This is a genomic window from Curtobacterium sp. VKM Ac-2865, assembly GCF_015350905.1.
Lineage (GTDB): Bacteria > Actinomycetota > Actinomycetes > Actinomycetales > Microbacteriaceae > Curtobacterium.
The window spans coordinates 43,904-66,804 of the sequence record NZ_JADKRZ010000007.1 but is presented as its reverse complement, the minus strand read 5'-3'; the positions used below and the strand labels follow the sequence as shown (position 1 = coordinate 66,804).

18 protein-coding genes, 1 tRNA gene and 1 pseudogene are annotated in these 22,901 nt (G+C 71.5%); 7 read left to right on the top strand and 13 right to left on the bottom strand.

Going from position 1 to position 22,901, the window contains the following annotated elements:
• Positions 1-23 precede the first annotated feature (23 nt).
• The 4 genes and pseudogenes from ribA to ITJ54_RS15985 form a co-directional block, all read left to right on the top strand.
• Positions 24-647 (top strand): annotated as a pseudogene (gene ribA, locus ITJ54_RS16000) (GTP cyclohydrolase II); the annotation flags it as partial.
• 184 nt (positions 648-831) lie between these two features.
• Positions 832-2,241, top strand: a complete 1,410-nt coding sequence (locus ITJ54_RS15995; protein ID WP_194629975.1) for an MFS transporter — start codon at positions 832-834, stop codon at positions 2,239-2,241.
• 224 nt (positions 2,242-2,465) lie between these two features.
• Complete coding sequence (locus ITJ54_RS15990) at positions 2,466-2,681, top strand: hypothetical protein (protein ID WP_194629973.1); 216 nt, start codon at positions 2,466-2,468, stop codon at positions 2,679-2,681.
• 6 nt (positions 2,682-2,687) lie between these two features.
• A complete protein-coding gene (locus tag ITJ54_RS15985) occupies positions 2,688-4,544 on the top strand; it encodes an ABC transporter ATP-binding protein (RefSeq protein ID WP_194629971.1) in 1,857 nt (618 codons plus the stop codon).
• Positions 4,545-4,572: 28 nt separating this feature from the next.
• Here the strand turns inward: ITJ54_RS15985 and ITJ54_RS15980 are convergent, their stop codons facing one another.
• From ITJ54_RS15980 to ITJ54_RS15965, 4 genes are all read right to left on the bottom strand, one after another.
• Entirely contained in the window at positions 4,573-6,057 is a 1,485-nt protein-coding gene (locus tag ITJ54_RS15980; protein ID WP_194630187.1) for an NAD-dependent succinate-semialdehyde dehydrogenase, read from the bottom strand.
• 26 nt (positions 6,058-6,083) lie between these two features.
• Entirely contained in the window at positions 6,084-6,704 is a 621-nt protein-coding gene (locus ITJ54_RS15975; RefSeq protein ID WP_194629968.1) for an isochorismatase family protein, read from the bottom strand.
• Positions 6,705-6,727: 23 nt separating this feature from the next.
• A complete protein-coding gene (locus ITJ54_RS15970; RefSeq protein WP_194629966.1) occupies positions 6,728-8,224 on the bottom strand; it encodes a D-alanyl-D-alanine carboxypeptidase/D-alanyl-D-alanine-endopeptidase in 1,497 nt (498 codons plus the stop codon).
• 73 nt (positions 8,225-8,297) lie between these two features.
• On the bottom strand, positions 8,298-9,296 hold the full coding sequence (locus ITJ54_RS15965; protein WP_194629964.1) for a Gfo/Idh/MocA family protein: 999 nt from the start codon (positions 9,294-9,296) through the stop codon (positions 8,298-8,300).
• 151 nt (positions 9,297-9,447) lie between these two features.
• On the opposite strand from ITJ54_RS15965, the gene ITJ54_RS15960 reads away from it, so the two are divergent.
• Both ITJ54_RS15960 and ITJ54_RS15955 read left to right on the top strand, forming a co-directional pair.
• On the top strand, positions 9,448-11,133 hold the full coding sequence (locus ITJ54_RS15960; RefSeq protein ID WP_194629962.1) for an HAD family acid phosphatase: 1,686 nt from the start codon (positions 9,448-9,450) through the stop codon (positions 11,131-11,133).
• A 212-nt stretch (positions 11,134-11,345) separates the two neighbouring features.
• Entirely contained in the window at positions 11,346-12,251 is a 906-nt protein-coding gene (locus ITJ54_RS15955; RefSeq protein ID WP_194629960.1) for a glycoside hydrolase family 16 protein, read from the top strand.
• Between the two features lie 85 nt (positions 12,252-12,336).
• Here ITJ54_RS15955 and ITJ54_RS15950 read toward each other — a convergent pair.
• The 9 genes from ITJ54_RS15950 to ITJ54_RS15910 form a co-directional block, all read right to left on the bottom strand.
• Positions 12,337-12,412: transfer RNA gene (locus ITJ54_RS15950), tRNA-Thr, on the bottom strand.
• A gap of 101 nt (positions 12,413-12,513) precedes the next feature.
• Positions 12,514-13,656, bottom strand: coding sequence for a DNA polymerase III subunit delta' (locus tag ITJ54_RS15945; protein WP_194629958.1), 1,143 nt, complete (start codon positions 13,654-13,656; stop codon positions 12,514-12,516).
• A 70-nt stretch (positions 13,657-13,726) separates the two neighbouring features.
• A complete protein-coding gene (gene tmk / locus ITJ54_RS15940; RefSeq protein ID WP_194629956.1) occupies positions 13,727-14,359 on the bottom strand; it encodes a dTMP kinase in 633 nt (210 codons plus the stop codon).
• A complete protein-coding gene (gene topA / locus ITJ54_RS15935) occupies positions 14,356-17,190 on the bottom strand; it encodes a type I DNA topoisomerase (RefSeq protein WP_194629954.1) in 2,835 nt (944 codons plus the stop codon). The genes tmk and topA overlap by 4 nt, the downstream gene beginning before the upstream one ends.
• A gap of 143 nt (positions 17,191-17,333) precedes the next feature.
• Positions 17,334-17,687 carry an Rv3654c family TadE-like protein gene (locus ITJ54_RS15930; RefSeq protein WP_323741760.1) on the bottom strand — a complete coding sequence of 118 codons (354 nt, stop codon included), beginning with the start codon at positions 17,685-17,687 and terminating at the stop codon, positions 17,334-17,336.
• Positions 17,665-18,000 carry a TadE family type IV pilus minor pilin gene (locus tag ITJ54_RS18390; protein ID WP_194629950.1) on the bottom strand — a complete coding sequence of 112 codons (336 nt, stop codon included), beginning with the start codon at positions 17,998-18,000 and terminating at the stop codon, positions 17,665-17,667. Before ITJ54_RS18390 ends, ITJ54_RS15930 begins: the two co-directional genes overlap by 23 nt.
• On the bottom strand, positions 17,981-18,187 hold the full coding sequence (locus tag ITJ54_RS15920; RefSeq protein ID WP_194629948.1) for a DUF4244 domain-containing protein: 207 nt from the start codon (positions 18,185-18,187) through the stop codon (positions 17,981-17,983). Before ITJ54_RS15920 ends, ITJ54_RS18390 begins: the two co-directional genes overlap by 20 nt.
• Positions 18,188-18,272: 85 nt before the next feature.
• Positions 18,273-19,115: a type II secretion system F family protein gene (locus ITJ54_RS15915; RefSeq protein ID WP_194629946.1), complete on the bottom strand. Its 843-nt coding sequence runs from the start codon at positions 19,113-19,115 to the stop codon at positions 18,273-18,275.
• Positions 19,112-20,158, bottom strand: a complete 1,047-nt coding sequence (locus tag ITJ54_RS15910) for a TadA family conjugal transfer-associated ATPase (RefSeq protein ID WP_194629944.1) — start codon at positions 20,156-20,158, stop codon at positions 19,112-19,114. Before ITJ54_RS15910 ends, ITJ54_RS15915 begins: the two co-directional genes overlap by 4 nt.
• A 743-nt stretch (positions 20,159-20,901) precedes the next feature.
• On the opposite strand from ITJ54_RS15910, the gene acs reads away from it, so the two are divergent.
• On the top strand, positions 20,902-22,893 hold the full coding sequence (gene acs / locus ITJ54_RS15905) for an acetate--CoA ligase (protein ID WP_194629943.1): 1,992 nt from the start codon (positions 20,902-20,904) through the stop codon (positions 22,891-22,893).
• Positions 22,894-22,901: the final 8 nt, after the last annotated feature.

Genomic DNA, 22,901 nt, shown 5'->3' with positions numbered 1-22,901 from the left:
CCCTGACATCCCCCACCCCGGGCAGTCCGGTCCGGTTCGAGGTCGCGACGAACGTCCCGACCACCCACGGCACGTTCGAGATGCGCGCCTACCACGACCTGGTGACCGGAGCAGAGCACGTCGCGATCATCGGTGCGCTCCCGGACGGCTCCGCCCCGACCGACGGCGCCCTGGTCCGCGTGCACTCCGAGTGCCTGACCGGTGAGGCCTTCGGCTCGCTGAAGTGCGAGTGCGGCCCCCAGCTCGACGCCGCGCTCGACACCATCGCGGCCGAGGGCGGCGTGGTCATCTACCTCCGCGGGCACGAGGGCCGCGGCATCGGCCTGGTGAACAAGCTCAAGGCCTACCGCCTGCAGGAGGACGGCCTCGACACCCTCGACGCCAACCTGGCGCTCGGGCTGCCCGCCGACTCCCGGGCCTACGGCGGCGCCGCTGGCATCCTCACCGAGCTCGGGATCAGCCGCGTCCGGCTCCTGTCGAACAACCCGGAGAAGCGCCGGCAGCTCGAGGAGCACGGCATCACGGTGGACGGACTCGTGCCGCTCGTCGTCGGCATCTCCGCACAGAACGCCGGCTACCTCGACACCAAGCGCGACCGCATGGGCCACCAGCTCCCCGCGCACCTCGAGGCCGGCGCACACAACTGACGCCGTGGGCGGTCACGGCGGATTCGCAGGTACGCGACGACCGTCGTAGACTGGTGGCTTCCGTCACGAGCGGTCCACCACCTCCCGAGCGCACCCGTCGGTCACCGCCCACCACGCGGCCCACACGGTGTCCGCCGTTCGGCACAGCCGCGCCCGCTCCGGGTGCTCTGCACGGAGAACGACCATGCCCGCCACATCGGCTGCACCTGCCCCCACCCAGAAGACGAACCCGCGGTCGCGGGTCGTCGTCGCGAGCCTCATCGGCACGTCGATCGAGTTCTACGACTTCTACGTCTACGCGACCGCCGCGGTCCTCGTGTTCCCGACGCTCTTCTTCCCGAACGAGGACCCGACCGCATCGCAGCTGTCCTCGTTCGTGACCTTCGCGCTGGCGTTCTTCGCCCGCCCGGTCGGGTCGATCATCTTCGGCCACTTCGGGGACCGCATCGGCCGCAAGACCACCCTCGTCGCCTCGCTGCTCGTGATGGGCACCGCGACGTTCCTCATCGGCTGCCTGCCGACGTTCGACACGATCGGCATCTGGGCGCCCGTGCTCCTGGCGGTGATGCGCTTCGCCCAGGGCGTCGGCCTCGGCGGTGAGTGGTCCGGCGCGGCACTGCTCGCGACCGAGAACGCCCCCGCCGGCAAGCGCGGCGTCTTCGGCTCGATGCCGCAGCTCGGCGCCCCGATCGGGTTCCTGCTCGCCAACGGCCTGTTCATCGCGATCAACGCCGCGATGCCCGCCGGCGCCGACGGCACCCCGAACCCCGACTTCCAGGCATGGGGATGGCGCCTGCCGTTCCTGCTGTCCTCCGTCCTCGTGCTCATCGGCCTCTACGTCCGCTTCCGTCTGGTCGAGTCGACCGTGTTCCGCGGCGTACAGGAGTCCGGCACGGTCGCGAAGATCCCGCTCGGCCGCGTGTTCCGCACCTCGTGGAAGGCCGTCATCGTCGGCACCTTCGGCATGGTCGCCACGTACGTGCTCTTCTACTTCATGACCACGTTCACGCTGTCGTACGGCACCACCGGCGCCACCGCGTCGGCGCTCGTGCCGAAGGTCGGCCTCGGCTACTCCCGCGGTGAGTTCCTCACGCTGCTCATGATCGGCGTCGTGTTCTTCGGCATCTTCACCCCGATCGCCGGGGTCCTCGCCGACAAGTTCGGACGTCGTCGCACGCTCATCCCGACCACGATCGGCATCGCGCTGTTCGGCCTGACGTTCCAGTTCTGGTTCGCGGCGTCGCAGGGCCCGATCACCGTGGTGACCTTCCTCATCGTGGGCCTGTCGCTCATGGGTCTGACGTTCGGCCCGATGGGCGCGCTGCTGCCGGAGCTGTTCCCGGCGAACGTCCGGTACACGGGTTCCGCGTTGGCGTACAACATCGCGTCGATCCTGGGTGCCTCGCTGGCACCGACGATCGCCCTGGCGCTGTGGAAGCCGGACGGCGACATCTTCCTCGTCGGGCTCTACCTGACCATCGCGGCCGTGGTCACCCTCGTCGCGCTGCTGCTCGTCCGCGAGACCCGTGGCAGCGACTTCGGCGAGGCCGACGCGGCTCGCGCCGGCGTCGTGTCGCCCGAGCGCGCGCGGTAGTCGCGACCACCCCATGGACGGGAGGCTCGGTGCCAGCTGGCACCGGGCCTCCCGTCCGTCTGCGGCCGGCCCGGCGCCCGCTCCCGCTCCCCCGGTCCCCCTCCCGACCCGGAACGACAAGCTCGCTGTCGTACGACCTCGACCTTGTCGTTCCGGGTCCGCCGCAACCCTGCCGCGTCAACCCAGGTTGACGGATGTCGGCGCGTCAATGTACGTTGACACCCATGGACCGGCCGACGATCACGCACCTCGCAGCGGGAGCATCAGGGGACGACCCCTTCTCCGCGCTCGCCAGCGTGCGCGACCTGCGCCGGGAACTCGACCGCACCGAGGAACTCGCCGCCCGCCGCGCCCGCATCGCCGGCGCCTCGTGGCAGGAGATCGCGACGCTCCTCGGCGTCAGTCGCCAGGCAGTGCACAAGAAGTACGGCAGAAACTAGGACACAATGAGCCTCCCCTTCGCCCGCCCGAAGACGACCGACGGCCCCCGTGCCACGTTCGGACGTCTGCTGTCCTACCTGTTCGAGAACAAGCCGGCGATGGTCGTGATCATCGTGCTGAGCATCCTCGGCGCGGGAGCGTCGCTCGCACAGCCGCTCCTGGTGAACCAGGTGATCACCGCGGTGCAGCACGGCAACACGCTGAGCATGCTCGTGTGGTTGCTGGTCGGACTCGTCATCGTCGCGGGACTGCTCAACGGCATCCAGCACTTCCTGCTGCAGCGGGCGGGCGAGGGCGTCGTGCTCTCCACCCGCCGCAAGCTCATCGGGCGCATCCTCAACCTGCCGATCTCCGAGTTCGACACCCGTCGCACCGGCGACCTCGTGTCACGCGTCGGCAGCGACACCACGCTGCTGCGAGCGGTCCTGACCCAGGGCCTCATCGAGTCCATCGGCGGCTCACTCACGTTCATCGGCGCGATCATCGCGATGGCGATCATCGACCCCCTGCTGCTCGGCATCACGCTCGCGATCGTCCTCGTCGCCATCGTCGTCGTCGGTGGCCTCAGCCGCCGCATCCGCGTCGCGTCGAAGCGCGCACAGGAGAAGGTCGGCGACCTGACGGCCGCGGTCGAGCGCGGCATCGGCGCCGTCCGCACCATCCGTGCCGCCGGTGCCACGGAGCGCGAGGTCACCGAGGTCGACACCCACGCGACCGAGGCCTACCGCCGCGGGCTCGACATCGCGAAGATGTCGGCGTTCGTCGTCCCCGTCGCGAGCATCGTCATGCAGGTGGCGTTCATCGCCGTCCTCGGCGTCGGCGGGGCCCAGGTCGCCGCGGGCACGATCACCATCGCCACGCTCATCACGTTCATCCTGCTGCTCTTCATGATGATCATGCCGCTCGGCCAGGCCATGGGGGCAGCGGTCGCCGTCGCCCAGGCGCTCGGCGCGCTCGGCCGGATCGAGGAGATCCTGCACCTGCCGACCGAGGACCAGGACGACGCCACCGTCCGTCCCGCCGCCGCGGTCGCCACCGACGACGCCATCACGTTCGAGCACGTGACGTTCCGGTACGCCCGCTCCGCCGACGCGTCCGGTCCCGACGGTGCGGTCGCGTCCGCCGACCCTGCTGACCGGACAGGAGGCCGTGGTCGGGTCGCCGGGGCAGCCGAGGACGAGCAGGCGGTGCTGCACGACGTGTCCTTCCGGGTGCCCCGCGGATCGCGTGTCGCCCTCGTCGGGCCCTCGGGCGCCGGCAAGTCCACGACCCTCGCCCTGATCGAGCGCTTCTACGACCCGACCGACGGCGTCATCCGCCTGGGCGGCATCGACGTCCGCGGGCTGGACCGCGAGGAGCTCCGCGCCCAGATCGGGTACGTCGAACAGGACGCCCCCGTGCTGGCCGGCACCATCCGCGCCAACCTGCTGCTCGGGTCCCCGACCGCGTCGGAGCAGGACTGCGTCCGCGTGCTCGAGGCCGTCAACCTCGGCGAGGTCCTGCACCGCGACGCCCGCGGGCTCGACGCCCAGGTCGGCGAGGACGGCGTGATGCTCTCCGGTGGTGAGCGTCAGCGCCTGGCGATCGCCCGTGCCCTGCTCGCCGCTCCACCGATCCTGCTGCTCGACGAGTCGACGTCCTCGCTCGACGGCGTGAACGAGCAGAAGATGCGTCTGGCGATCGACGCCGTCGCCGAGGACCGCACCCTGCTCGTGATCGCGCACCGACTGTCCACCGTGGTCGACTCGGACGTCATCGTCGTGCTCGAGCACGGCCGGGTCGTCGGTGTCGGGACGCACTCGGAGCTCGTCGAGTCGACCCCGCTCTACCGGGACCTGGCGAAGCACCAGCTCCTGGTCTAGCGGGGCCGACCGGCACCGCCGGACTCGACTACTGCGCGAACGGGTCGGGCGTCAGGACGTACACGGTCTCGAGGTACTCCTCGATGCCCTCGTGCGAGCCCTCCCGCCCGAGGCCGGAGGCCTTGACGCCGCCGAACGGGAACGCGGCGTTCGACACCACGCCGGTGTTCAGGCCGAGCATGCCGGTCTCCAGGCGCTCGGCCAGCCGCTGCCCGCGGGCGAAGTCGGACGTGTAGGCGTAGGCGACGAGCCCGTACTCGGTGTCGTTCGCGAGCCGGATGCCCTCGTCCTCGGTGTGGAACCGGGTGATCGCCACGACCGGCCCGAAGATCTCGGTCGTGAGGATGTCGGACCCGGGCTGCACGTCGTCGAGGACGGTGGGTGCGTAGAAGGTCCCCTGGCGGTCGACCCGCTCACCGCCCGCGACGAGTCGGGCCCCGCGCTCCACGGCGTCGTCGACGAGCGCGGCGGCCTTGTCGACCGCCCGGCCGTCGATGAGCGGCCCGATGGTGGTGCCGTCCTCCGAGCCGCGGCCGATGCGGAGCGCCTCGACCTTCGCGGTGAGGGCCGCGAGGAACGCGTCGGCGATGCCGTCCTGCACGAAGAAGCGGTTCGCGGCCGTGCACGCTTCACCGACGTTGCGGAACTTCGCCTGCATCGCCGAGGTGACGGCGGTGTCGAGGTCGGCGTCGTCGAACACGAGCAGCGGGGCGTTGCCGCCGAGTTCCATGCTCGTGCGGAGGACGTTGTCGGCGGCCTGCTTGAGGAGCGCCGACCCGACGGGCGTCGAGCCGGTGAAGGTGAGCTTGCGCAGCCGGCGGTCGGCGATGATCGGTGCCGACAGCTCCTTGGCGTCCGAGGACGTCACCACGTTGAGGACACCGTCCGGCAGCCCGGCCCGGCGGAACAGCTCCGCGAGGAACAGCGTGGTCAGGGGTGTGAGGTCAGCGGGCTTGATGACGACCGTGCACCCGGCGGCGAGCGCGGGACCGATCTTCCTGGTCGCCATCGCCAGCGGGAAGTTCCACGGCGTGATCGCGTACACCGGGCCGACCGGACGCTTCAGCACGATGCCGCGGCCCGTGCCCTCCGGGTTCGTGCGGTAGTCGCCGCCGATGCGGACGGCCTCCTCCGAGAACCAGCGCAGGAACTCGGCGCCGTAGACGACCTCGCCCCGGGACTCGGCGAGGGGCTTCCCCATCTCCAGGGTCATCAGGGCCGCGAGGTCGTCGGCGTGCTCGTGCACCAGGTCGAACGTCCGGCGGAGGACGTCGGAGCGCTTGCGGGGTGCGGTGGCGGCCCAGGCGTCCTGGGCGGCGACCGCGGCGTCGAGCGCGGCGATGCCGTCCTCGGGCGTGGCGTCGGCGACCTCGGCCAGGACGGCACCGGTCGAGGGGTCCTGTACGGCGATGGTCCGTCCGCCGGTCGCGGGACGCCAGGTCTCGCCGATGAGCAGCCCGGTGGGGACGCCCTCGACGCGGACGTGCTCGTCGGCGACGGTCGTGGTGGTCATGTCGTTCGTGGTCGTGTCGTTCGTCGTCACAGCTGTGCTCCTCCGGGGTTCGCGAGCCCCTTGTCCATGTCACTCCGGTCGACGTGGCCGCCGCCGTTCCGGATCTCCTCGAGTGCGGCGGCGCTGCGTGTCGGGTCCACCCCGACCACCAGGTCCTCGAACACCACGACGTCGAGGCCGGCGCGCAGGCCGTCCTCGGCGGTGGCGCGGACACAGTGGTCCGTGGCGATGCCGACGATGTCGATCTCGTGCACCTGACGGTCGAACAGCACGTCGGCGAGGTCCTGGCCGGACTCCGTCGTGCCTTCGAACGCCGAGTAGGCCGGGGCGCCCTGCCCCTTCATCACGTGGACGTCGATCGGCGCCGTGTCGAGGTCGGGGTGGTACTCGGCGCCCGGGGTGCCCGCGACGCAGTGCACCGGCCAGGTCGTCTCGAAGTCGGGGGCGTCCGCGCGGGCGAAGTGGCCGCCGTTGTCCCCGGCGGCGTCGTGCCAGTCGCGGGAGCCGACGATGAGGTCGTACTCCCCAGCGTGTCGAGCGAGGAAGGCGCTGATGCGGGTGGCGAGCGCGTTGCCGCCGCCGACCCCGAGCGCACCGCCTTCGGTGAAGTCGTTCTGCATGTCCACCACGAGGAGAGCCCTGGTCATGGACCCATCCAACACCCGTCGGCTCAGGAGCCCGTGAGGCGGTTCCCGCAGGAGTAGGCGGCCGCGGTGACCGCGTCGAGTGCCGGGAGCGCCGAGGCCCGCGGTGAGCCGATGGCGTAGAACGCGAAGGTGAGCTTGGTGCCGTCGGCGGCGTCGATGTACCCGCCGAGGGTGTTCGCGCTGTCGATCCAGCCGGTCTTCGCGTGCACCGCGCCACGGGCGACGGCGTTCGCCCCCGTGAAGCGGCTGGTGAGCGTGCCCGACTGGCCGGACACCGGCAGCACCTGGGCCAGCGTGCCGAGGCCCTTCGCCCCCGCGGCGACCGGGACCATCAGGTGCGCCACGAACGCCGGCGACACGGCGTTGGCGGCGCTCTCCCCGGAGCCGTCCTTGATCACGATGCCGGCCGGGTCGACCCCGTAGGTGGCGAGTGCCTTCTGGTACACCCCGGAGAGCGACGCCGCCGACCCACCGCCGCCGGACTCCCGCGAGGAGATCCTGGCGAGCATCTCGGCGAGGGTGTTGTCGGAGTTCGGGATCATCTGCCCGATCAGCGTCGACACCGGCTGCGACGACACCGTCGCGATCGTGGTCTGGCTGGTCGTTGCGCGCTTGACGAGCTGGGCGTTGCCGGCACCGACCACGCCGGCGTTCGCGAGCGCGGTGCGGAATGCCGCACCCGCGCGCCCGACCGGGTCCTCGGAACGCGGCGAGGTCGCTGCTCCGGGGTTCGCCCGGTCACCGTCGACCATGAGCGCGGTGACCTTCGGCTGGTACCCGATCGTGCGCTCGCTGACGGGCCAGGTCGGGTCCCAGGCGTCGGCGTCGTTCCAGTAGGAGTCGTCCGTGACGATCGTCGTGACGGGGGTCGCACCGAGTCGCGCCTTCACCTGCTGGGCGAGCTGGGCGAGCGTGGGTGCCCCCGGGTACACCGTGGCGCCGCCCTGCGACAGGGTGGCGTCGCCGTGGCCGACGATCGCGATCGTGCCGCGGCCCTCGTCGGTGACGGTGGTGGGGATCGTGTGGCCGCCGCCGAGGACCGCCAGCGCCGTCGCGGTCGTGAGGGTCTTCATGACGCTGCCGGTCTGGGCCGGGGTGTCGCCGCTCCTGGAGAACAGGGTCTCCCCCGTCGTCGCGTTCATGACATAGCCCTCGAAGTTCCCGAGGCCGGGCGCCGAGGCCGCGCCGGCGATCGAGCACGTGCGAGCGGGAGCCGCCGCCTGTGCCGGGGTCGGGGTCGGCGTGGCAGTCGGGGTGGTGCTCGGGGTCGGCGTCGGGGTGGGAGTCGGCGTCGCCGAGGGCGTCCGGGTCGGCGTGGCGGAGACCGTCCCGCGCGCCGAGGCCGAGGCCGTCGCCGTCGGTGCGTCGGCGGAGGCGATCGCGACGGCACCGCCGGACCCGATCGCGACGACGGCGACCAGTCCGCCGACCGCCCACGGCAGCGGCTTCCGCTTGATCGACGCGCGGATCGCGGAGAGCCCGCCACGGAGGCGGTCGGGGAAGGACTGGTGCTCGGACATCGCAAGCGATCCTACGGAACTGCGGGAGGAGCCTCCAGGCCGACTTCCTCGAGGTGTGGAGGACGGGCGCGCGCTACCGGGCTGTGGAGGAGGCGGAGTCGGCGGCGTAGCGGACGCCGACCTGTCGGCGGGCCTCGTCCATCGCGGCCATCACGACGACGGTCTCCTCGGGGTCCATCGCGCCGCCCTCGTGGTCACCGGACTCGACCATCGCCTCGAAGGCGCGGACCTCGTGCGCGTAGCCGGACAGTTCCTCGCGGCCGTCGAACTCCTCGACGACGGCACCGTCCCGGTCGCGGAGCCGCCACGTCGTCGGGGTGTACCAGGTCGCGTCGATGTCGATGCGGCCGTCCTCACCGATGATCGACGCCGTGTTCGGGCTGCGCACGTCGAGCGCGAAGTGCACCGTCGACTGCGTCCCGCCCTCGTGGGTCATCACGATGCCCATCTGCGTGTCCACGCCCTGGTCGCTGAGGGTGCCCGCTGCGGCGACCGCCGTCGGGGCGCCGAGGACGTCGATCGCGAACGAGATCGGGTAGACGCCGAGGTCCAGGACGGCGCCGCCGCCGAGCGCGGGGTCGTTGAGCCGGTGCGTCGGGTCGTCCGGGAGCGCCTGGTGGTGAGTGGCCTCCACGAGCCGCGGCCGGCCGATGCGCCCCTCGGCGATGAGCTCGCGGATCATCGTCATCTGCGGCAGGAAGCGGGTCCACATCGCCTCCATCACGGCGACGTCGGCACGTCGTGCGGCGTCGACGACCGCGCGGGCCTCGTCGGCGGTGATGGTGAACGCCTTCTCGACGAGCACGTGCTTGCCGGCCGCGATGGCGAGCAGGGCGTCCTCGGCGTGGCGCGAGTGCGGCGTGGCCACGTAGACCGCGTCGACCTCGTCGTCCGCGACGAGGTCCGCGTAGCTGCCGTGTGCACGAGGGATGCCGTACTCGGCCGCGAAGGACTCGGCGCTCTCCTGCGTCCGGCTGCCGACCGCGGTGAACACCACCCCCGCAGCGGTGCAGTCGCCCACGAAGGTCCGGGCGATGCCGCCCGTCCCGATGACTCCCCATCGAACCGTCATGTGCCATGTCTACCAGCGGGGCCTCCACCACCGCCGGTTCGAGCGCATCTGTCCACATGCAGACGATTGCTCTGGACTGCACGGCCGACTGCCAGCTAGCGTGCTCGGATGTCCCCCGATCAGGGGTCGCCACCTCGAGATCAGGATCCCCATGCGCCGTTCCGCGTCCCCTTCCCGGTTCCTCGCCGTCGCCGCGGCGGCAGCAGCCGTCGTCGTCACGGCAACGGTCGTCGGTGCTGTGCCGGCGTCAGCGCACGGGTGGGGCTCGCCCGGCCACGGGCACGGGCACGGGAGCGACACCACGCTCGCACCGCGGACCGCCTTCACGATGGCGCCGGACGGGTCGTCCGGCGCGACGCAGGGCGGCGAGGGCATCCCGAACATCGACTCCGTGAAGAAGACCATCGCCACCTACTACGGGGACCCGGGCACCGGCATCGCGGACAAGGCGGACTCGCCCTACATCCGCGAGATGGCCGGCATCGTCGCCCGCCAGACGGCACAGCTCCAGCGCATCCACGACCGCGCGGTCCATCGCGGCGAGAAGCCCGCGATCGTGCTCGACGCGGACGACACGACCCTGTGGACCTACGACATGGAGGTGGCGGACATGCACTTCGTGTTCGACCCCACCGAGCAGGACGTCTGGGTGCAGGACCAGCGCTTCCCCGCCACCCCGTCGATGGTGGGCTTCGTGGACACCGCGTCGCGCATGGGCTTCACGGTCTTCGGGCTCACCGGGCGGAACGACGACCAGAAGGCAGCCACGCTGGCCAACCTCACCAAGGTCGGGTACCAGGGCTTCACCCCGGACACGTTCTTCACGAAGTGGACGGGTGTCGGCGCCTCGCAGCAGCCGTCGTACGTGCAGTGCGCGACCGCGAAGTGCACCACTGTCGAGTACAAGGCCCAGACCCGCAAGCACATCGAGCAGGACCTCGGCTACGACATCACGCTGAACGTCGGCGACCAGTGGAGTGACCTGCAGGGCGGGTACGCCGACCGCACCCTGAAGCTCCCCAACCCGACCTACTACCTCCCCTCGACGAACCTGCCGGGCGTCACGGAACCCCGGCTCGCGCCGCGCACCCGGTTCACGATGGCACCGGACGGCTCCTCCGGTGCGACCCAGGGCGGTGAGGGCATCCCGAACATCGACTCAGTGAAGTCCACGATCGCCACCTACTACGGCGACCCCGGCACCGGCATCGCGGACAAGCAGAACTCCCCCTACATCCGGGAGATGCGCTCGATCGTCGCCCGCCATGCACCCGTCGTCGCCGCGCAGTGCGCCGCCGGTCGGTACCAGCACCGCAACCCCGCCGTGGTGCTCGACGCGGACGACACCACGCTGTGGACCTACGACATGGAGGTCGCCGACATGCACTTCGTGTTCAACCCCGCTGAGCAGGACGTCTGGGTGCAGGACCAGCGCTTCCCGGCCACCCCGTCGATGACGTCCCTCGTGGCGGTGGCGCAGCAGTCCGGCTGCACCGTGATCGGGCTGACCGGCCGGAACGACGACCAGAAGGAGGCCACGATCGCGAACCTGCAGAAGGTCGGGTTCCCCCAGTTCACCGCCGAACGACGCGGCACGCAGACGTACTACACGAAGTGGACCGGTGTCGGTGCCTCGCAGCAGCCGTCGTACGTGGAGTGCGCCACCGCCAAGTGCACGACCGTCGAGTACAAGTCGCAGACCCGTGCGCACATCGAGTCGCGGAGCGGCGGCCACTACGACGTCGTGGCGAACTTCGGAGACCAGTTCAGCGACCTGCTGGGGGGCTCGGCCGACCGCGCCGTGAAGCTGCCGAACCCGACGTACTACCTGCCCTGAGCAACCGAACCGCGGTGCTTGGCCCCCGGACTGGGGACGGTCACCACGTCGCACACTCCCATGTCAGCGGGAAGCCGCAAAGGCCGCGCTGACATGGCAGTCAGACCAGACACCTCGGACGCGCGCAGTTAGCGTTGTGGCGTACTCGAAGGTGATGACGAGAACGATCTGGACCCTGGAGATCCCTGAGGCAGATGTTCCGCGGGGTTCCCATGATCAAGCGTGTGATGACAGTGGTGGTGGTGGCGGCGGGTGCGGCGGCGCTGGCACTCGCGACCGTCGCCCCGGCCGGCTCCTCCGAGCCCGCCCCCGGGACGGCCGGCAGCTCGGTGCAGAGCGCCACTCCCTCCGCTCCCACGACGAAGCAGCCATCGGCTGGCGGATCGGCGGCGTCTGCACCCGTCGACGAGACGACGATGCCGAGCACCCCGTCCACGACGGCCGAGCCCGATCCGACAGCGCCTCCGATGGCCGTCGGCACGACGACGAACCCCCCGGCCGGTTCCACCTTCGCCGAGGGCTTCGACACGCCTGCACCGGCTGGTGGTGCGTTCGCCTCCACGTACGTGAACGCCTGGCAGCCCTACCCGGACGCCACCGGCGGCAAGTACTGGTCCAGCCTGATCGCGAGTGCGCACGACGGCGTGATGGACGTCGCGATGGACGGCGAGCACGGCGCTGCCGGGACGTTCGGCACGCCGACCGGTGCCTGGTCGCACGTCGGCGGGACCTTCAGCATCCGCGCGAAGGCCAGCGGCGGCGCTGCCAACGGTGTGGCCGTGATGCTGTGGCCGACGTCGAACGTCCGCGCCGACGGCGAGCTGAACTACCCCGAGGGCCAGTTCGACGGACGCCCGACGGTCTTCCACCACTCGATGGTCCCCGGGCAAGAGGACAAGGCGAAGCGGATCGACACGCACGTGTCGTGGCGCGGATGGCACACCTACACGACCGACTGGGTCCCCGGGCAGTACGTCAAGTACTACCTCGACGGCGAGCTCATCGGCACCGTCACCGAGAACGTCCCCACGACGCCGCACCGCTACATGTTCCAGATCGGCAACTGGGGCCAGCCGGGGCACCTGCTGATCGACTGGGTCGCCACCACCACCCACTGAGGATCGTGCACGGACGGATCGTGCACCGACCGAACGACAGAACCCCGGTCGGGACCCTGTTCAGGGCCCCGACCGGGGTTCTTCGTGGAGCCGCCTGTCGGAATCGAACCGACGACCTATTCATTACGAGTGAATCGCTCTACCGACTGAGCTAAGGCGGCGCACGCTCCGGATCCGGAGCGGCACGGGTCACGACTATACAGGTTCCGACCGGCGAGCGCGAAACGAGCGCACCGCGCGCGTCGCCCAGCGGCCCGAGCGCTCAGCGGAGGGCGCGGACCAGCGTCACCAGGAGCGCCTCGAGCGCCAGCAGCGCTGCGACGTTCGCCGCGATCCGCTGCCGGGCCAGGGCGATCGCGTCGAGGATCTCGAGCGCCGCCGCCGGCGGGACCGACTCCTGTGCGCGGTCGAGCTCGTCCTGCATCGCGAGGTTGACCGGTTCGCCCGGTGCTCCGAGTCCCATGAGCAGGAGGTCCCGGTAGAGCGAGGAGACGTCGACCAGGATGCGGTCGAGGCCGTCGCGGAGGCTCCTGGTGGCCCGACGCTTCTGGTCCTCTTCCATGGCACGGAGCTGCGACCGGAGCGCTGGCGGGACCGTGCCACCGGGTTCGACCCCGAGGGACCGGAGGGCCGCGTCGCGCTCTTCCGCGTCGCGCTCCATGGTGATCGACTTGGCGTCCTCGTCGGCGACGGCGAGGAGTTCGGCCGCCGCGGTGACGGCTTCCCCGACGCTCCGGATGCCGAGCACGGTCTGCAGGGTCCTGCGGCGACGCTCTCGCGCCTCGGGGCTGGTCGCAAGACGCTGTGCCATGCCGATGTGGCTCTGGGCCTGCCGTGCCGCGTCGAGCGCGAGGGCCCGGTCGACCCCGGTCCGGGCGACGAGCAGGTCGGCCACGGACTCGATGCCCGGGACCCGGAGCCGGACCGAACGGACGCGGGACCGGATGGTCGGGAGCAGGTCGGCCTCGCTGGGCGCGCAGAGGATCCACACGGTGCGCTCCGGCGGTTCCTCGAGCGCCTTGAGCAGCAGGTTCGACGTGCGCTCCGTCATGCGGTCGGCGTCCTCGATGATGACGACGCGCCAGCGACCCACGGACGGTGAGTAGTACGAGGACGTCACGAGGTGCCGGATCTCGTCGATCGTGATGATCACCCGCTGGGTCGTCAGCACGGAGACGTCCGGGTGCGTGTGCGCCGTGATCTGCCGGAGGGTGTGGTCGTCGTCCGGACCGGAGCCGACGAGGGCTGCGGCGAAGGCGGTGGCGACGTTCGACCTGCCGGAACCCGCGGGGCCGGTGATCAGCCACGAGTGCGTCATCCCGCCGGTGCCGTCGGGTGACTCGGCGGCGTTGCGGAGCGCCGCGACCGCTTCGTCCTGGCCGGTCAGGCCGTCCCACACGCTCACGCGGACATCCTGGCAGCGACCACCGACGAGGCCGCGCTCGTGCTGGCAGCGATCACCGACGAGGCCGCGTTCATGCGTCGATCCCGACGAGTGGTGCGAGCGCACGACGGATCGCCCGCTGGACGTCGTCCGTCGGCTTCGCGGCGTCGACCACGAGGATGCGGTCGGGCTCGGCGTCGGCCATGTCGAGGAAGGCGCGGCGGACGGTCTCGTGGAACGCAGCGGCCTCTGACTCCAGGCGGTCGAACGTGTCACCACGAGCGGCGGCGACGCGGGCGCGGCCCTCGGTGACGTCGAGGTCGAGCAGGACGGTCCGGTCGGGCTGCAGACCACCGGCGGCCCAGTCCGAGACGTCGCGGACCTGCTCGGCACCGAGCCCACGGGCGACGCCCTGGTACGCGACGGACGAGTCGATGTAGCGGTCCTGCAGCACGACGTCGCCCCGTGCTAGCGCGGGCCGCACGACGGTCTCGACGTGGTGTGCCCGGTCGGCGGCGTAGAGCAGGGCCTCGGCGCGCGGCGCGATGTGCCCGCGCTCGTGCAGGACGATCTCGCGGACGCGGAGCCCGAGGTCAGTGCCCCCGGGCTCACGCGTGCGCACGACCGTCCGGCCGTTGGTCTCGAGCCACGCCGTCAGGAGTTCGGCCTGCGTGGTCTTCCCCGCCCCGTCGCCGCCCTCGAGCGTGATGAAGCGGCCGGTCACTTCTTCTTGGCCGGAGCGCGTCGCGCGGGGGCCTTCTTCTTCACGGGGCCCTTCGCACGCTTGTCGGCGAGCAGCTGGACGGCCCGTTCGAAGTCGACGGCCTCGACCTCTTCGCCGCGCGGGATCGTGGCGTTCGTCTCGCCGTCGGTGACGTACGGCCCGAAGCGGCCGTCCTTCATCTTGATCGGCTTGCCGGACACCGGGTCCGCTTCGAACTCCTTGAGCGAGGCGCTCGCGGCACGCTTGGCGCCGTACTTCGGCTGCGCGAAGATCTCGAGCGCACCGGCGAGGTCGACGTCGAAGATCGCGTCTTCGCTCGGCAGCGTGCGGGTGTCCGTCCCCTTCTTGAGGTACGGGCCGTAGCGACCGTTCTGCGCGGTGATCTCGTCACCGGACTCGGGGTCGGCGCCGACCGTCCTGGGCAGGGACAGCAGCTTCAGCGCGGTCTCGAGGTCCACGCTCTGCGGGTCCATCGACTTGAAGAGCGACGCGGTGCGCTCCTTCGGCGCGGCGGCCTTCTTCGCGGGCTTCTTGGCCTTGGTGGCGGCAGCCTTCGTGGCGGTGGCCGTCTCCCCGGCTGCAGCGGCCTTCTTCGCGGCGGCCGCGGTCGTCTTCTTCGCCGCGGCGGTGGTCGCGACGGGCTCCGGCTCGGCAGGGGTCTCGATGACCTCTCCCGTGGCGGGGTCCACCTGGGGCTCGGGCTCGGGCGTGCGCTCGGTCACGTACGGACCGAAGCGGCCGTCCTTCGCCAGGACCTCTTTCCCCGTCTCCGGGTTGATCCCGACCACGCGGTCACTGACGACCGGCGCGTCGACGAGTTCGCGGGCCTTCTCGGGGGTGAGCTCGTCGGGGGCGAGGTCCTCGGGGACGTTGACGCGGCGGGGCTTCTCCGGGTCGTCGCTCGGGGTCTCGATGTAGGGGCCGTACCGACCGATGCGCAGGGTCAGACCCGGCGAGAGCTCGACGGAGTTGATCTCCCTGGCGTCGATCTCACCGAGGTTGTCGATGACCGTGCGGAGGCCGCGCTGGTCACCGCCACCGAAGTAGAAGCCCTTGAGCCAGTCGACGCGGTCGGCCTCGCCGTTGGCGATCCGGTCGAGGTCGTTCTCCATCTCGGCCGTGAAGTCGTACTCCACGAGGTCGCCGAAGTAGTCCTCGAGCAGCCGGACCACGCTGAACGCGATCCAGTTCGGGACGAGCGAGGTGCCGCGCGGGGTGACGTAGCCGCGGTCGACGATCGTCGAGATGATCGCCGCGTAGGTGGAGGGGCGCCCGATGCCGAGCTCCTCCAGCGTCTTGACGAGGCTGGCCTCGGTGTAGCGCGGCGGCGCGGAGGTGTCGTGCCCCTTGGCCTCGACCTCGTCGACCCCGAGGTGGTCGCCCTCGGTCATGACGGGGAGCTTGGCGTCGGCGGCGTTCGCGGCTGCGTCGTGACGCTCTTCGTCACGGCCCTCTTCGTAGGCGTTGAGGAAGCCGCGGAACGTGATGACGGTGCCGGACGCGGTGAACTCGACGTCCGTGCCCGTCGCCGTGGACGCGAGGCCCTCGACGGACTCGGCGGACGTGATCCCGAGGACCACCGAAGCGGTGGAGCCCTTGGCGTCGGCCATCTGCGAGGCGACGGTGCGCTTCCAGATGAGGTCGTAGAGCTTCCAGTCGTTCCCGCGGAGGACCTTCTCCATCTGCGACGGCGTGCGGAACACGTCACCGGCAGGACGGATGGCCTCGTGGGCTTCCTGGGCGTTCTTGCTCTTGCCGGCGTAGCTGCGCGGCTTGTCCGGGATCGTGTCCCCGCCGTAGAGCTCGGCGGCCTGCTTGCGGGCGGCGGCGACGGCCTGCTGCGAGAGCGACGCGGAGTCGGTTCGCATGTAGGTGATGTGGCCGTTCTCGTACAGCGACTGGGCGACGCTCATCGTCTGACGCGCCGAGAAGCGGAGCTTGCGAGCGGCTTCCTGCTGCAGGGTCGACGTGGTGAAGGGCGCGGCCGGCCGGCGCGTGTAGGGCTTGGAGTCGACGCTGCGCACGACGGCGTCCCCGGCGCGCTCGAGCACGGCGGTCAGGGCGGTGGCGGAGGCCTCGTCGAGCCGGACGGCGTCGGACGTGGTGACCCCGCGGTCGTCGAAGTCACGGCCGGAGGCGACACGCGTGCCGTGGATCCGGGCCAGCTTGGCCGTGAAGGCGCTGTCGCCAGCCTTCTCGAAGCGTGCGGTCAGGTCCCAGTAGTTCGCCGAGACGAAGGCGAGACGCTCGCGCTCCCGGTCGACGACGAGCCGGGTGGCAGCGGACTGCACACGGCCGGCGGACAGGCCGGGGCCGACCTTGCGCCAGAGCACCGGCGAGACCTCGAAGCCGTAGAGACGGTCGAGGATGCGGCGGGTCTCCTGGGCGTCGACGAGTGCGGTGTCGAGTTCGCGGGTGGCTTCCTGTGCCCGCTGGATCGCTTCCTTGGTGATCTCGTGGAAGACCATGCGCTTGACGGGCACCTTGGGCTTCAGCACCTGCAGGAGGTGCCACGCGATGGCCTCGCCCTCGCGGTCCTCATCTGTCGCGAGGTAGAGCTCGTCGGCGTCCTTCAGGGCGCGCTTGAGGTCGGCGACGGTCTTCTTCTTGGCGTCGGAGACCACGTAGTACGGCTCGAACCCGTTGTCGACGTCGACCGAGAACTTGCCGATCGAGCCCTTCTTGAGCTCCGGGGGCAGGTTCTTGGGCTCGATGAGGTCACGGATGTGTCCGACTGACGCCTGGACTTCGTATCCGTCACCGAGGTATTGCGCGATCGTCTTCGCCTTCGCGGGGCTCTCGACGATCACGAGCTTCTTCGTGCCTGGCACGTGACTCCTTGATCGATGGTGCTGTCGGCCCTGGGACGCGGACGCGTCCGGGTCGACCGGGACATCGATGACCGGCGGGCCGACAGGCACACCATACACACAGTGACGGGGATGCCCGCCGGGTCGATGTCCGGGTCGTGTGTTCATCCGTCGACGGGCGGAGGACCGGCGAGTGCGACGGCTTCGACGTCGAACGGCCCGGAGCGCAGGTGCACCCGGACCCGGACGACGGCGTCGGCGACGTCACACGAGGAGACCCGTGCCCCGTTGCCACGCGCGGTCCGGTCCGCGGCGGCGCAGGGTCCGCCACGGACCAGTCCGACGGCCGCCGCCGCACCGGCCACGGCGGCGGCGTCCGCGGCGCCCTGGGACCGTACGACCGCGACCCGGGTGCCCGCAGCCGCGAGGAGCGCCGTGGCCAGGACCATCGCCACGGTGACGACGCCGACCATGACGACCGTGGCCGATCCACGGTCACCGTCCGCCGTCCGCCGCACAGCCCGACGCGCGGAGTGTGAGGGAGGAGAAGGGCCCGCGACCGGAGCGCTCGACCGTGACGCAGACCAGGCCGTCCTGCCGGGTGACGTGGCTGCCGGCACCGGCAGCGAGTCGTCCCAGTGCGGCCTGGGCACCGTCGGCGTCGTCGCGGCCCCAGGCCCGAGCGGCCGTGGCGGCAGCGACCTGCAGGCGGCTCTGCGCGTCGACGAGCACGACCCCGCCGATCGCCAGGGACACGACCACGGCCACGACGGGCAGCGCGACGGCGAACTCGACCGTGACGGCACCACGGTCACAGGGAGAGCGCACCACGGACCAGGTCCGTGAGGATCGCCTGGACCTCGCCGGAGCGCATCACCGCCACGAGGACGCCGGCGAAGGCCACGGCGGCCAGGATCACGACGGCGTACTCGGCGGTGGCGGACCCACGGTCGTCGTCGAACGCAGGACGACGGAGCGAGGTGGGATCGGGACGGGTGTCCGGGGTCGAGGTGGTCATGGTGGTCTTCCCTTCTCTTCTGGTGGGACCAGCCTGGCGACCGGGCAGGGCCGAGCAGCCGACACCGGACGCACCCGTGGACAACTCACGCGGCCCCCGTCACGGTGGAGGAGAGGATGCCGACGACGACGGGGACCACCCCCACGAGCACGAACGCCGGCAGCACACACGTCCCGAGCGGCAGGACGAGGCGGACGCCGAGCCGCTCAGCAGCGGCCAGGGCCTCGGCGGCGAGGTCGTCACGGACGTCGTCGGCGGCGGCCCGGAGCAGCGCCGCCGCAGGCACCCCGGCCCGACGTGCCAGGTCGAGCGTCTCCTGCAGCCGCTCGGCCTCGACCGACCGCGACGGCCGCTCGTCGATCGCGTCCCGCACGGCCGACGCGGCACTCGTCCACGAGCCTCCCCCGGCGAGCGCCACCGCCCACGCGTCGAGGAGCACCCCGGGGACACCGCCCTCCGGGGTCGCCGCGCGGATCAACCGGGCGGTCCAGGCGCGTCCGACGCCGACCAGGAGCAGCGCGGCCGTGCCGCACACCCACCCCACGGGGGTCCGCAGCAGCACGGCCGTGGTGTCGATCCCCCACAGGGAGCCGAGCAGCACGCCGAGTGCCGGCAGCGTGAGCACGACGTTCGCACTGGTCCGTGGTCCGGCGAGCGCCACCCGGACGGCGCGGTCACCCGAGGCCGCGCGCCGCAACGCCCCGGCCAGGGCTCGGAGCGTCGGCGCGACGGGTGCCCCCGTGCGCTCGGCGACGGCCAGCACGGCGCGGACGTCGTCCCACGCGGGGACGCCGCTCCCCCGACCGGGGTCGAACGCTGCCAGGGCCATCGCCCGCGGCGCCGGGATCCCGGCCGTGACCAGCGTCGCGACCTGGTCGAGCACCCGGGCCGCGTGGACCGGGTCGAACGCGGGAGCCGGACGGCTCACGGATGTCCGGCGTGCGGGCTCGGGCGTCGACGGACACGCGTCTCCGTGCCGGCCGTCGGCGTGACCGCCAGCCGGCCGGCGGAGTCGACCCCGAGCCTCCCGACTGCCGCCAACCGGCGGGTGCCCCGCGCACGCTCCACGTGCAGCACGAGGTCGAAGGCGCTCACGGCCTGCCGGGCCAGGGAAGCCGGGTCCAGGCCCGCCAGCGCGCCGAGGGCCTCGAGCCGCGCGGGCACGTCGTCGATCCCGTTCGCGTGCACGGTGCCGGCCCCGCCGTCGTGACCGGTGTTGAGCGCCGACATGAGCTCCCGCACCTCTGCGCCACGACACTCGCCGACGACGATCCGGTCCGGTCGCATGCGCAGGGCTTCCCGGACGAGCCGGTCGAGTCCGAGTGCTCCGGCACCCTCGGCGTTCGCCTGCCGGGCCTCGAGCCCCACGACGTGCGGGTGGTCGACGCGGAGCTCGGCGACGTCCTCGACCATGACGATGCGTTCGTCGTGCGGGACGAGCCCGAGCATCGCGGCGAGCAGCGTGGTCTTCCCGCTGCCGGTGGCGCCGGAGACCAGGACGTTCCGCCGCTGCTCGACCGCGTCCTCGACGAACCGTCGCGACACCCGGTCGAACACCCCGCCCCGCGCGAGGGAGGCGATGGTCGGTCGTGCTCCGCGCGGGAGCCGGATGGACAGGACGGTGCCACGCACCGCGACGGGCGCCAGGACCACGTGCACGCGGACCCCCTCGCCGTGCCGGACGTCCGCGATCGGGGTGGACTCGTCGACGTGACGGCCGCCGAGCGCGACGAGCCGGGTCGCCAGCTCCCTGGTCCGCGTCTCGCCGAGCCGCAGGCCGGTGTCGACGAGACCGTTGCCGCGGTCGACCCACACCGAGACGCCGCCCTGCACGAGGACGTCGGTCACGGTGTCGTCGAGCACGAACGGTGCGAGTTCCTCGAACTCCAGCGTGTCGGTGCCGCTGCGGAGCCGGACGGGCAGGGACGACCCTGGCAGGAACGGCGGGCCGTCGGCGCGGTGGCGGTGCATGGCGGCACGCTAGGCAGCGGTCGAGTGGTCGTACCGGACCAGGCAGCCGTCTGTGGAGGACCTGTGGTCCTCCTATCAGTGTGACGTTTTGTACCCTGTTTGGTCCCCACGTACCCCGGGCGGTCCCCGGAGATGCCGGGTCGCGCGGGGATGCGGTGACGGCAGCGACCCCCTGCCGCCTGCTGCACTGCCACGCCGATGTACCACCGGTCGGTCAGTGGTGGTCCATGCGTCGACATGTACCGGTCTGTCCACCGTTCCGCACCAACGCGCGGATCGGCCAGACCCGATCGGCCACAACGGACACCGGATGGCGCGCAACGCGTCCGGGAAAAAGAAGAGGCGGCACCGGTTGGGGGGAACAGGTGCCGCCAGGACACCGGAGGATTGGGGGGAATCCGATCCGATGCCGCCGGAAACGAGTCCGGCAAGCACCACTGTACCCCACGACGGGCCAACTCGGGCAATCCGTGTCGCGCTTCCGGGGCGTGTCCGCCGACGGCGTACGCCGAACGCCGTCAGGCGGGGCGGAGGACCACCGGACGAGCCCCGGCAGATCGCGGGACGCGCCCTGGCAGGACCGCGGGACGACCACCGGCAGGACCGCCCGACGAACACCGGCGGCAACGCCGGACGCCACGCGACGGCACGCTGCAGAACGCCCGTTGCAGGACGCACCCACCCCTCCGGCCGAGCGGTAGTCTCCGTGTGCACACCGGACGCACCGACGCGAAAGGACATCGATGTCCACTCCGACCCAGGTCGACCCCCGCGGCGACGACGCTCGCCACGACGGCGACGACGCCCGCCACGACGACTCCCCCACGTTCCCACCGACGCCCGAGTTCATCGCCGACGCTGTCGCGCGTGAGGACCTGCACACCGCCGCCGGCACGGACCGCGAACAGTTCTGGGCGGACCAGTCCCGCGAGCTCCTCGACTGGCGCACCCCGTTCACGCGGACGCTGGACTGGTCGGGCGCGCCGTTCGCGACGTGGTTCGACGACGGCACGCTCAACGTCGCGGAGAACTGCCTGGACCGGCACGTCCGCGCCGGCAACGGCGACCGGGTCGCGATCCACTTCGAGGGCGCGCGCGGCGACACCCGTCGCATCACGTACGCCGAGCTGACCGCGGACGTGCAGCGTGCGGCGAACATGCTCACCGACCTCGGCGTCGGCCAGGGCGACCGCGTCGTCGTGTACCTGCCGCTCATCCCGGAGGCCGTCGTCACGATGCTCGCGGTCGCCCGCATCGGCGCCGTGCACTCGGTGGTCTTCGGCGGCTTCAGCGCGGAGAGCCTCCGCGCCCGCATCGAGGACGCCGGCGCGAAGCTCGTGGTCACGGCGGACGGCGGCTGGCGTCGCGGTGCCGTCGCGGCCCTGAAGCCAGCGGTGGACGAGGCCCTGCAGGGCGAGGGCACGGACAGCGTCGAGCACGTCCTGGTCGTGCGACGCGGCGAGAACGCGATCGACTGGCACGACGACCGCGACCGGTGGTGGCACGACGAGCTCGCGAAGGCGGACGAGCACCACGAGCCGCAGGCCTTCCCCGCCGAGAACCCCCTCTTCATCCTGTACACCTCGGGCACGACCGGCAAGCCGAAGGGCATCGTGCACACGTCGGGCGGGTACCTCACCCAGGCCGCCTACACGCAGAAGAACGTGTTCGACATGCACCCGGAGAAGGACGTCTACTGGTGCACCGCCGACATCGGCTGGATCACCGGACACACTTACGTCGTGTACGGGCCCCTCGCGAACGGCGTGACCCAGGTCCTCTACGAGGGCACCCCGGACGAGCCGAAGCCCGGCCGCTGGTGGGACCTCGTCGACCAGTACGGGGTGACGGTCCTCTACACGGCCCCGACCGCGGTCCGCGCGGCCATGAAAGCCGGCCGCCAGGTCCCCGACGCGCACGACCTGTCGTCGCTGCGCCTGCTCGGCAGCGTCGGCGAACCGATCAACCCCGAGGCCTGGCACTGGTACCGACAGGTCATCGGCCACGACCGCACCCCGATCGTCGACACGTGGTGGCAGACCGAGACCGGCGCGATCATGATCTCCGCGCTCCCCGGCGTCACCAAGCTGAAGCCGGGCGCGGCCCAGACACCGCTGCCGGGCATCGTCGCCGAGATCGTCGACGAGGACGGCCACCGCGCCGACCCGGGCGAGAGCGGCTACCTCACCATCACCGAACCGTGGCCGTCGATGGCGCGCGGGATCTGGAACGACCCGGACCGCTTCGTCGAGACGTACTGGGACCGCTTCCCCGGCCGCTACTTCGCCGGCGACGGCGCTCGGCTCGACGGCCAGGGCGACATCTGGGTGCAGGGACGCGTCGACGACGTCATGAACGTCTCGGGGCACCGGCTCTCCACCGCTGAGATCGAGTCGGCGCTCGTCGGCCACGAGGGCGTCGCCGAGGCCGCCGTCGTCGGGGCCGCCGACGAGACGACGGGTCAGGCCATCGTGGCCTTCGTGATCCTGACGACCGAGGCAGCCGAGGGCGCCGACCGCGAGGCGGTCGCCGCCGAGCTGCGCGCCTGGGTCGGGACCAGGATCGGCGCGATCGCCAAGCCCCGCCAGGTGGTCGTCGTGCCGGAGCTGCCGAAGACCCGCTCGGGCAAGATCATGCGCCGGCTGCTCCGCGACGCGGCCGAGGGCCGCCGCATCGGCGACACGACCACCCTGGCCGACCCGACGATCATGGCGACCATCGCGGACCTGATGTAGACCACGGA

Coding starts and splice junctions, on each gene's coding strand:
- ITJ54_RS15995 (WP_194629975.1), top strand. CDS start 832: ATGCCCGCCACATCGGCTGCACCTGCCCCCACCCAGAAGACGAACCCG.
- ITJ54_RS15990 (WP_194629973.1), top strand. CDS start 2,466: ATGGACCGGCCGACGATCACGCACCTCGCAGCGGGAGCATCAGGGGAC.
- ITJ54_RS15985 (WP_194629971.1), top strand. CDS start 2,688: ATGAGCCTCCCCTTCGCCCGCCCGAAGACGACCGACGGCCCCCGTGCC.
- ITJ54_RS15980 (WP_194630187.1), bottom strand. CDS start 6,057: ATGACCACCACGACCGTCGCCGACGAGCACGTCCGCGTCGAGGGCGTC.
- ITJ54_RS15975 (WP_194629968.1), bottom strand. CDS start 6,704: ATGACCAGGGCTCTCCTCGTGGTGGACATGCAGAACGACTTCACCGAA.
- ITJ54_RS15970 (WP_194629966.1), bottom strand. CDS start 8,224: ATGTCCGAGCACCAGTCCTTCCCCGACCGCCTCCGTGGCGGGCTCTCC.
- ITJ54_RS15965 (WP_194629964.1), bottom strand. CDS start 9,296: ATGACGGTTCGATGGGGAGTCATCGGGACGGGCGGCATCGCCCGGACC.
- ITJ54_RS15960 (WP_194629962.1), top strand. CDS start 9,448: ATGCGCCGTTCCGCGTCCCCTTCCCGGTTCCTCGCCGTCGCCGCGGCG.
- ITJ54_RS15955 (WP_194629960.1), top strand. CDS start 11,346: ATGATCAAGCGTGTGATGACAGTGGTGGTGGTGGCGGCGGGTGCGGCG.
- ITJ54_RS15920 (WP_194629948.1), bottom strand. CDS start 18,187: ATGACCACCTCGACCCCGGACACCCGTCCCGATCCCACCTCGCTCCGT.
- ITJ54_RS15910 (WP_194629944.1), bottom strand. CDS start 20,158: ATGCACCGCCACCGCGCCGACGGCCCGCCGTTCCTGCCAGGGTCGTCC.
- acs (WP_194629943.1), top strand. CDS start 20,902: ATGTCCACTCCGACCCAGGTCGACCCCCGCGGCGACGACGCTCGCCAC.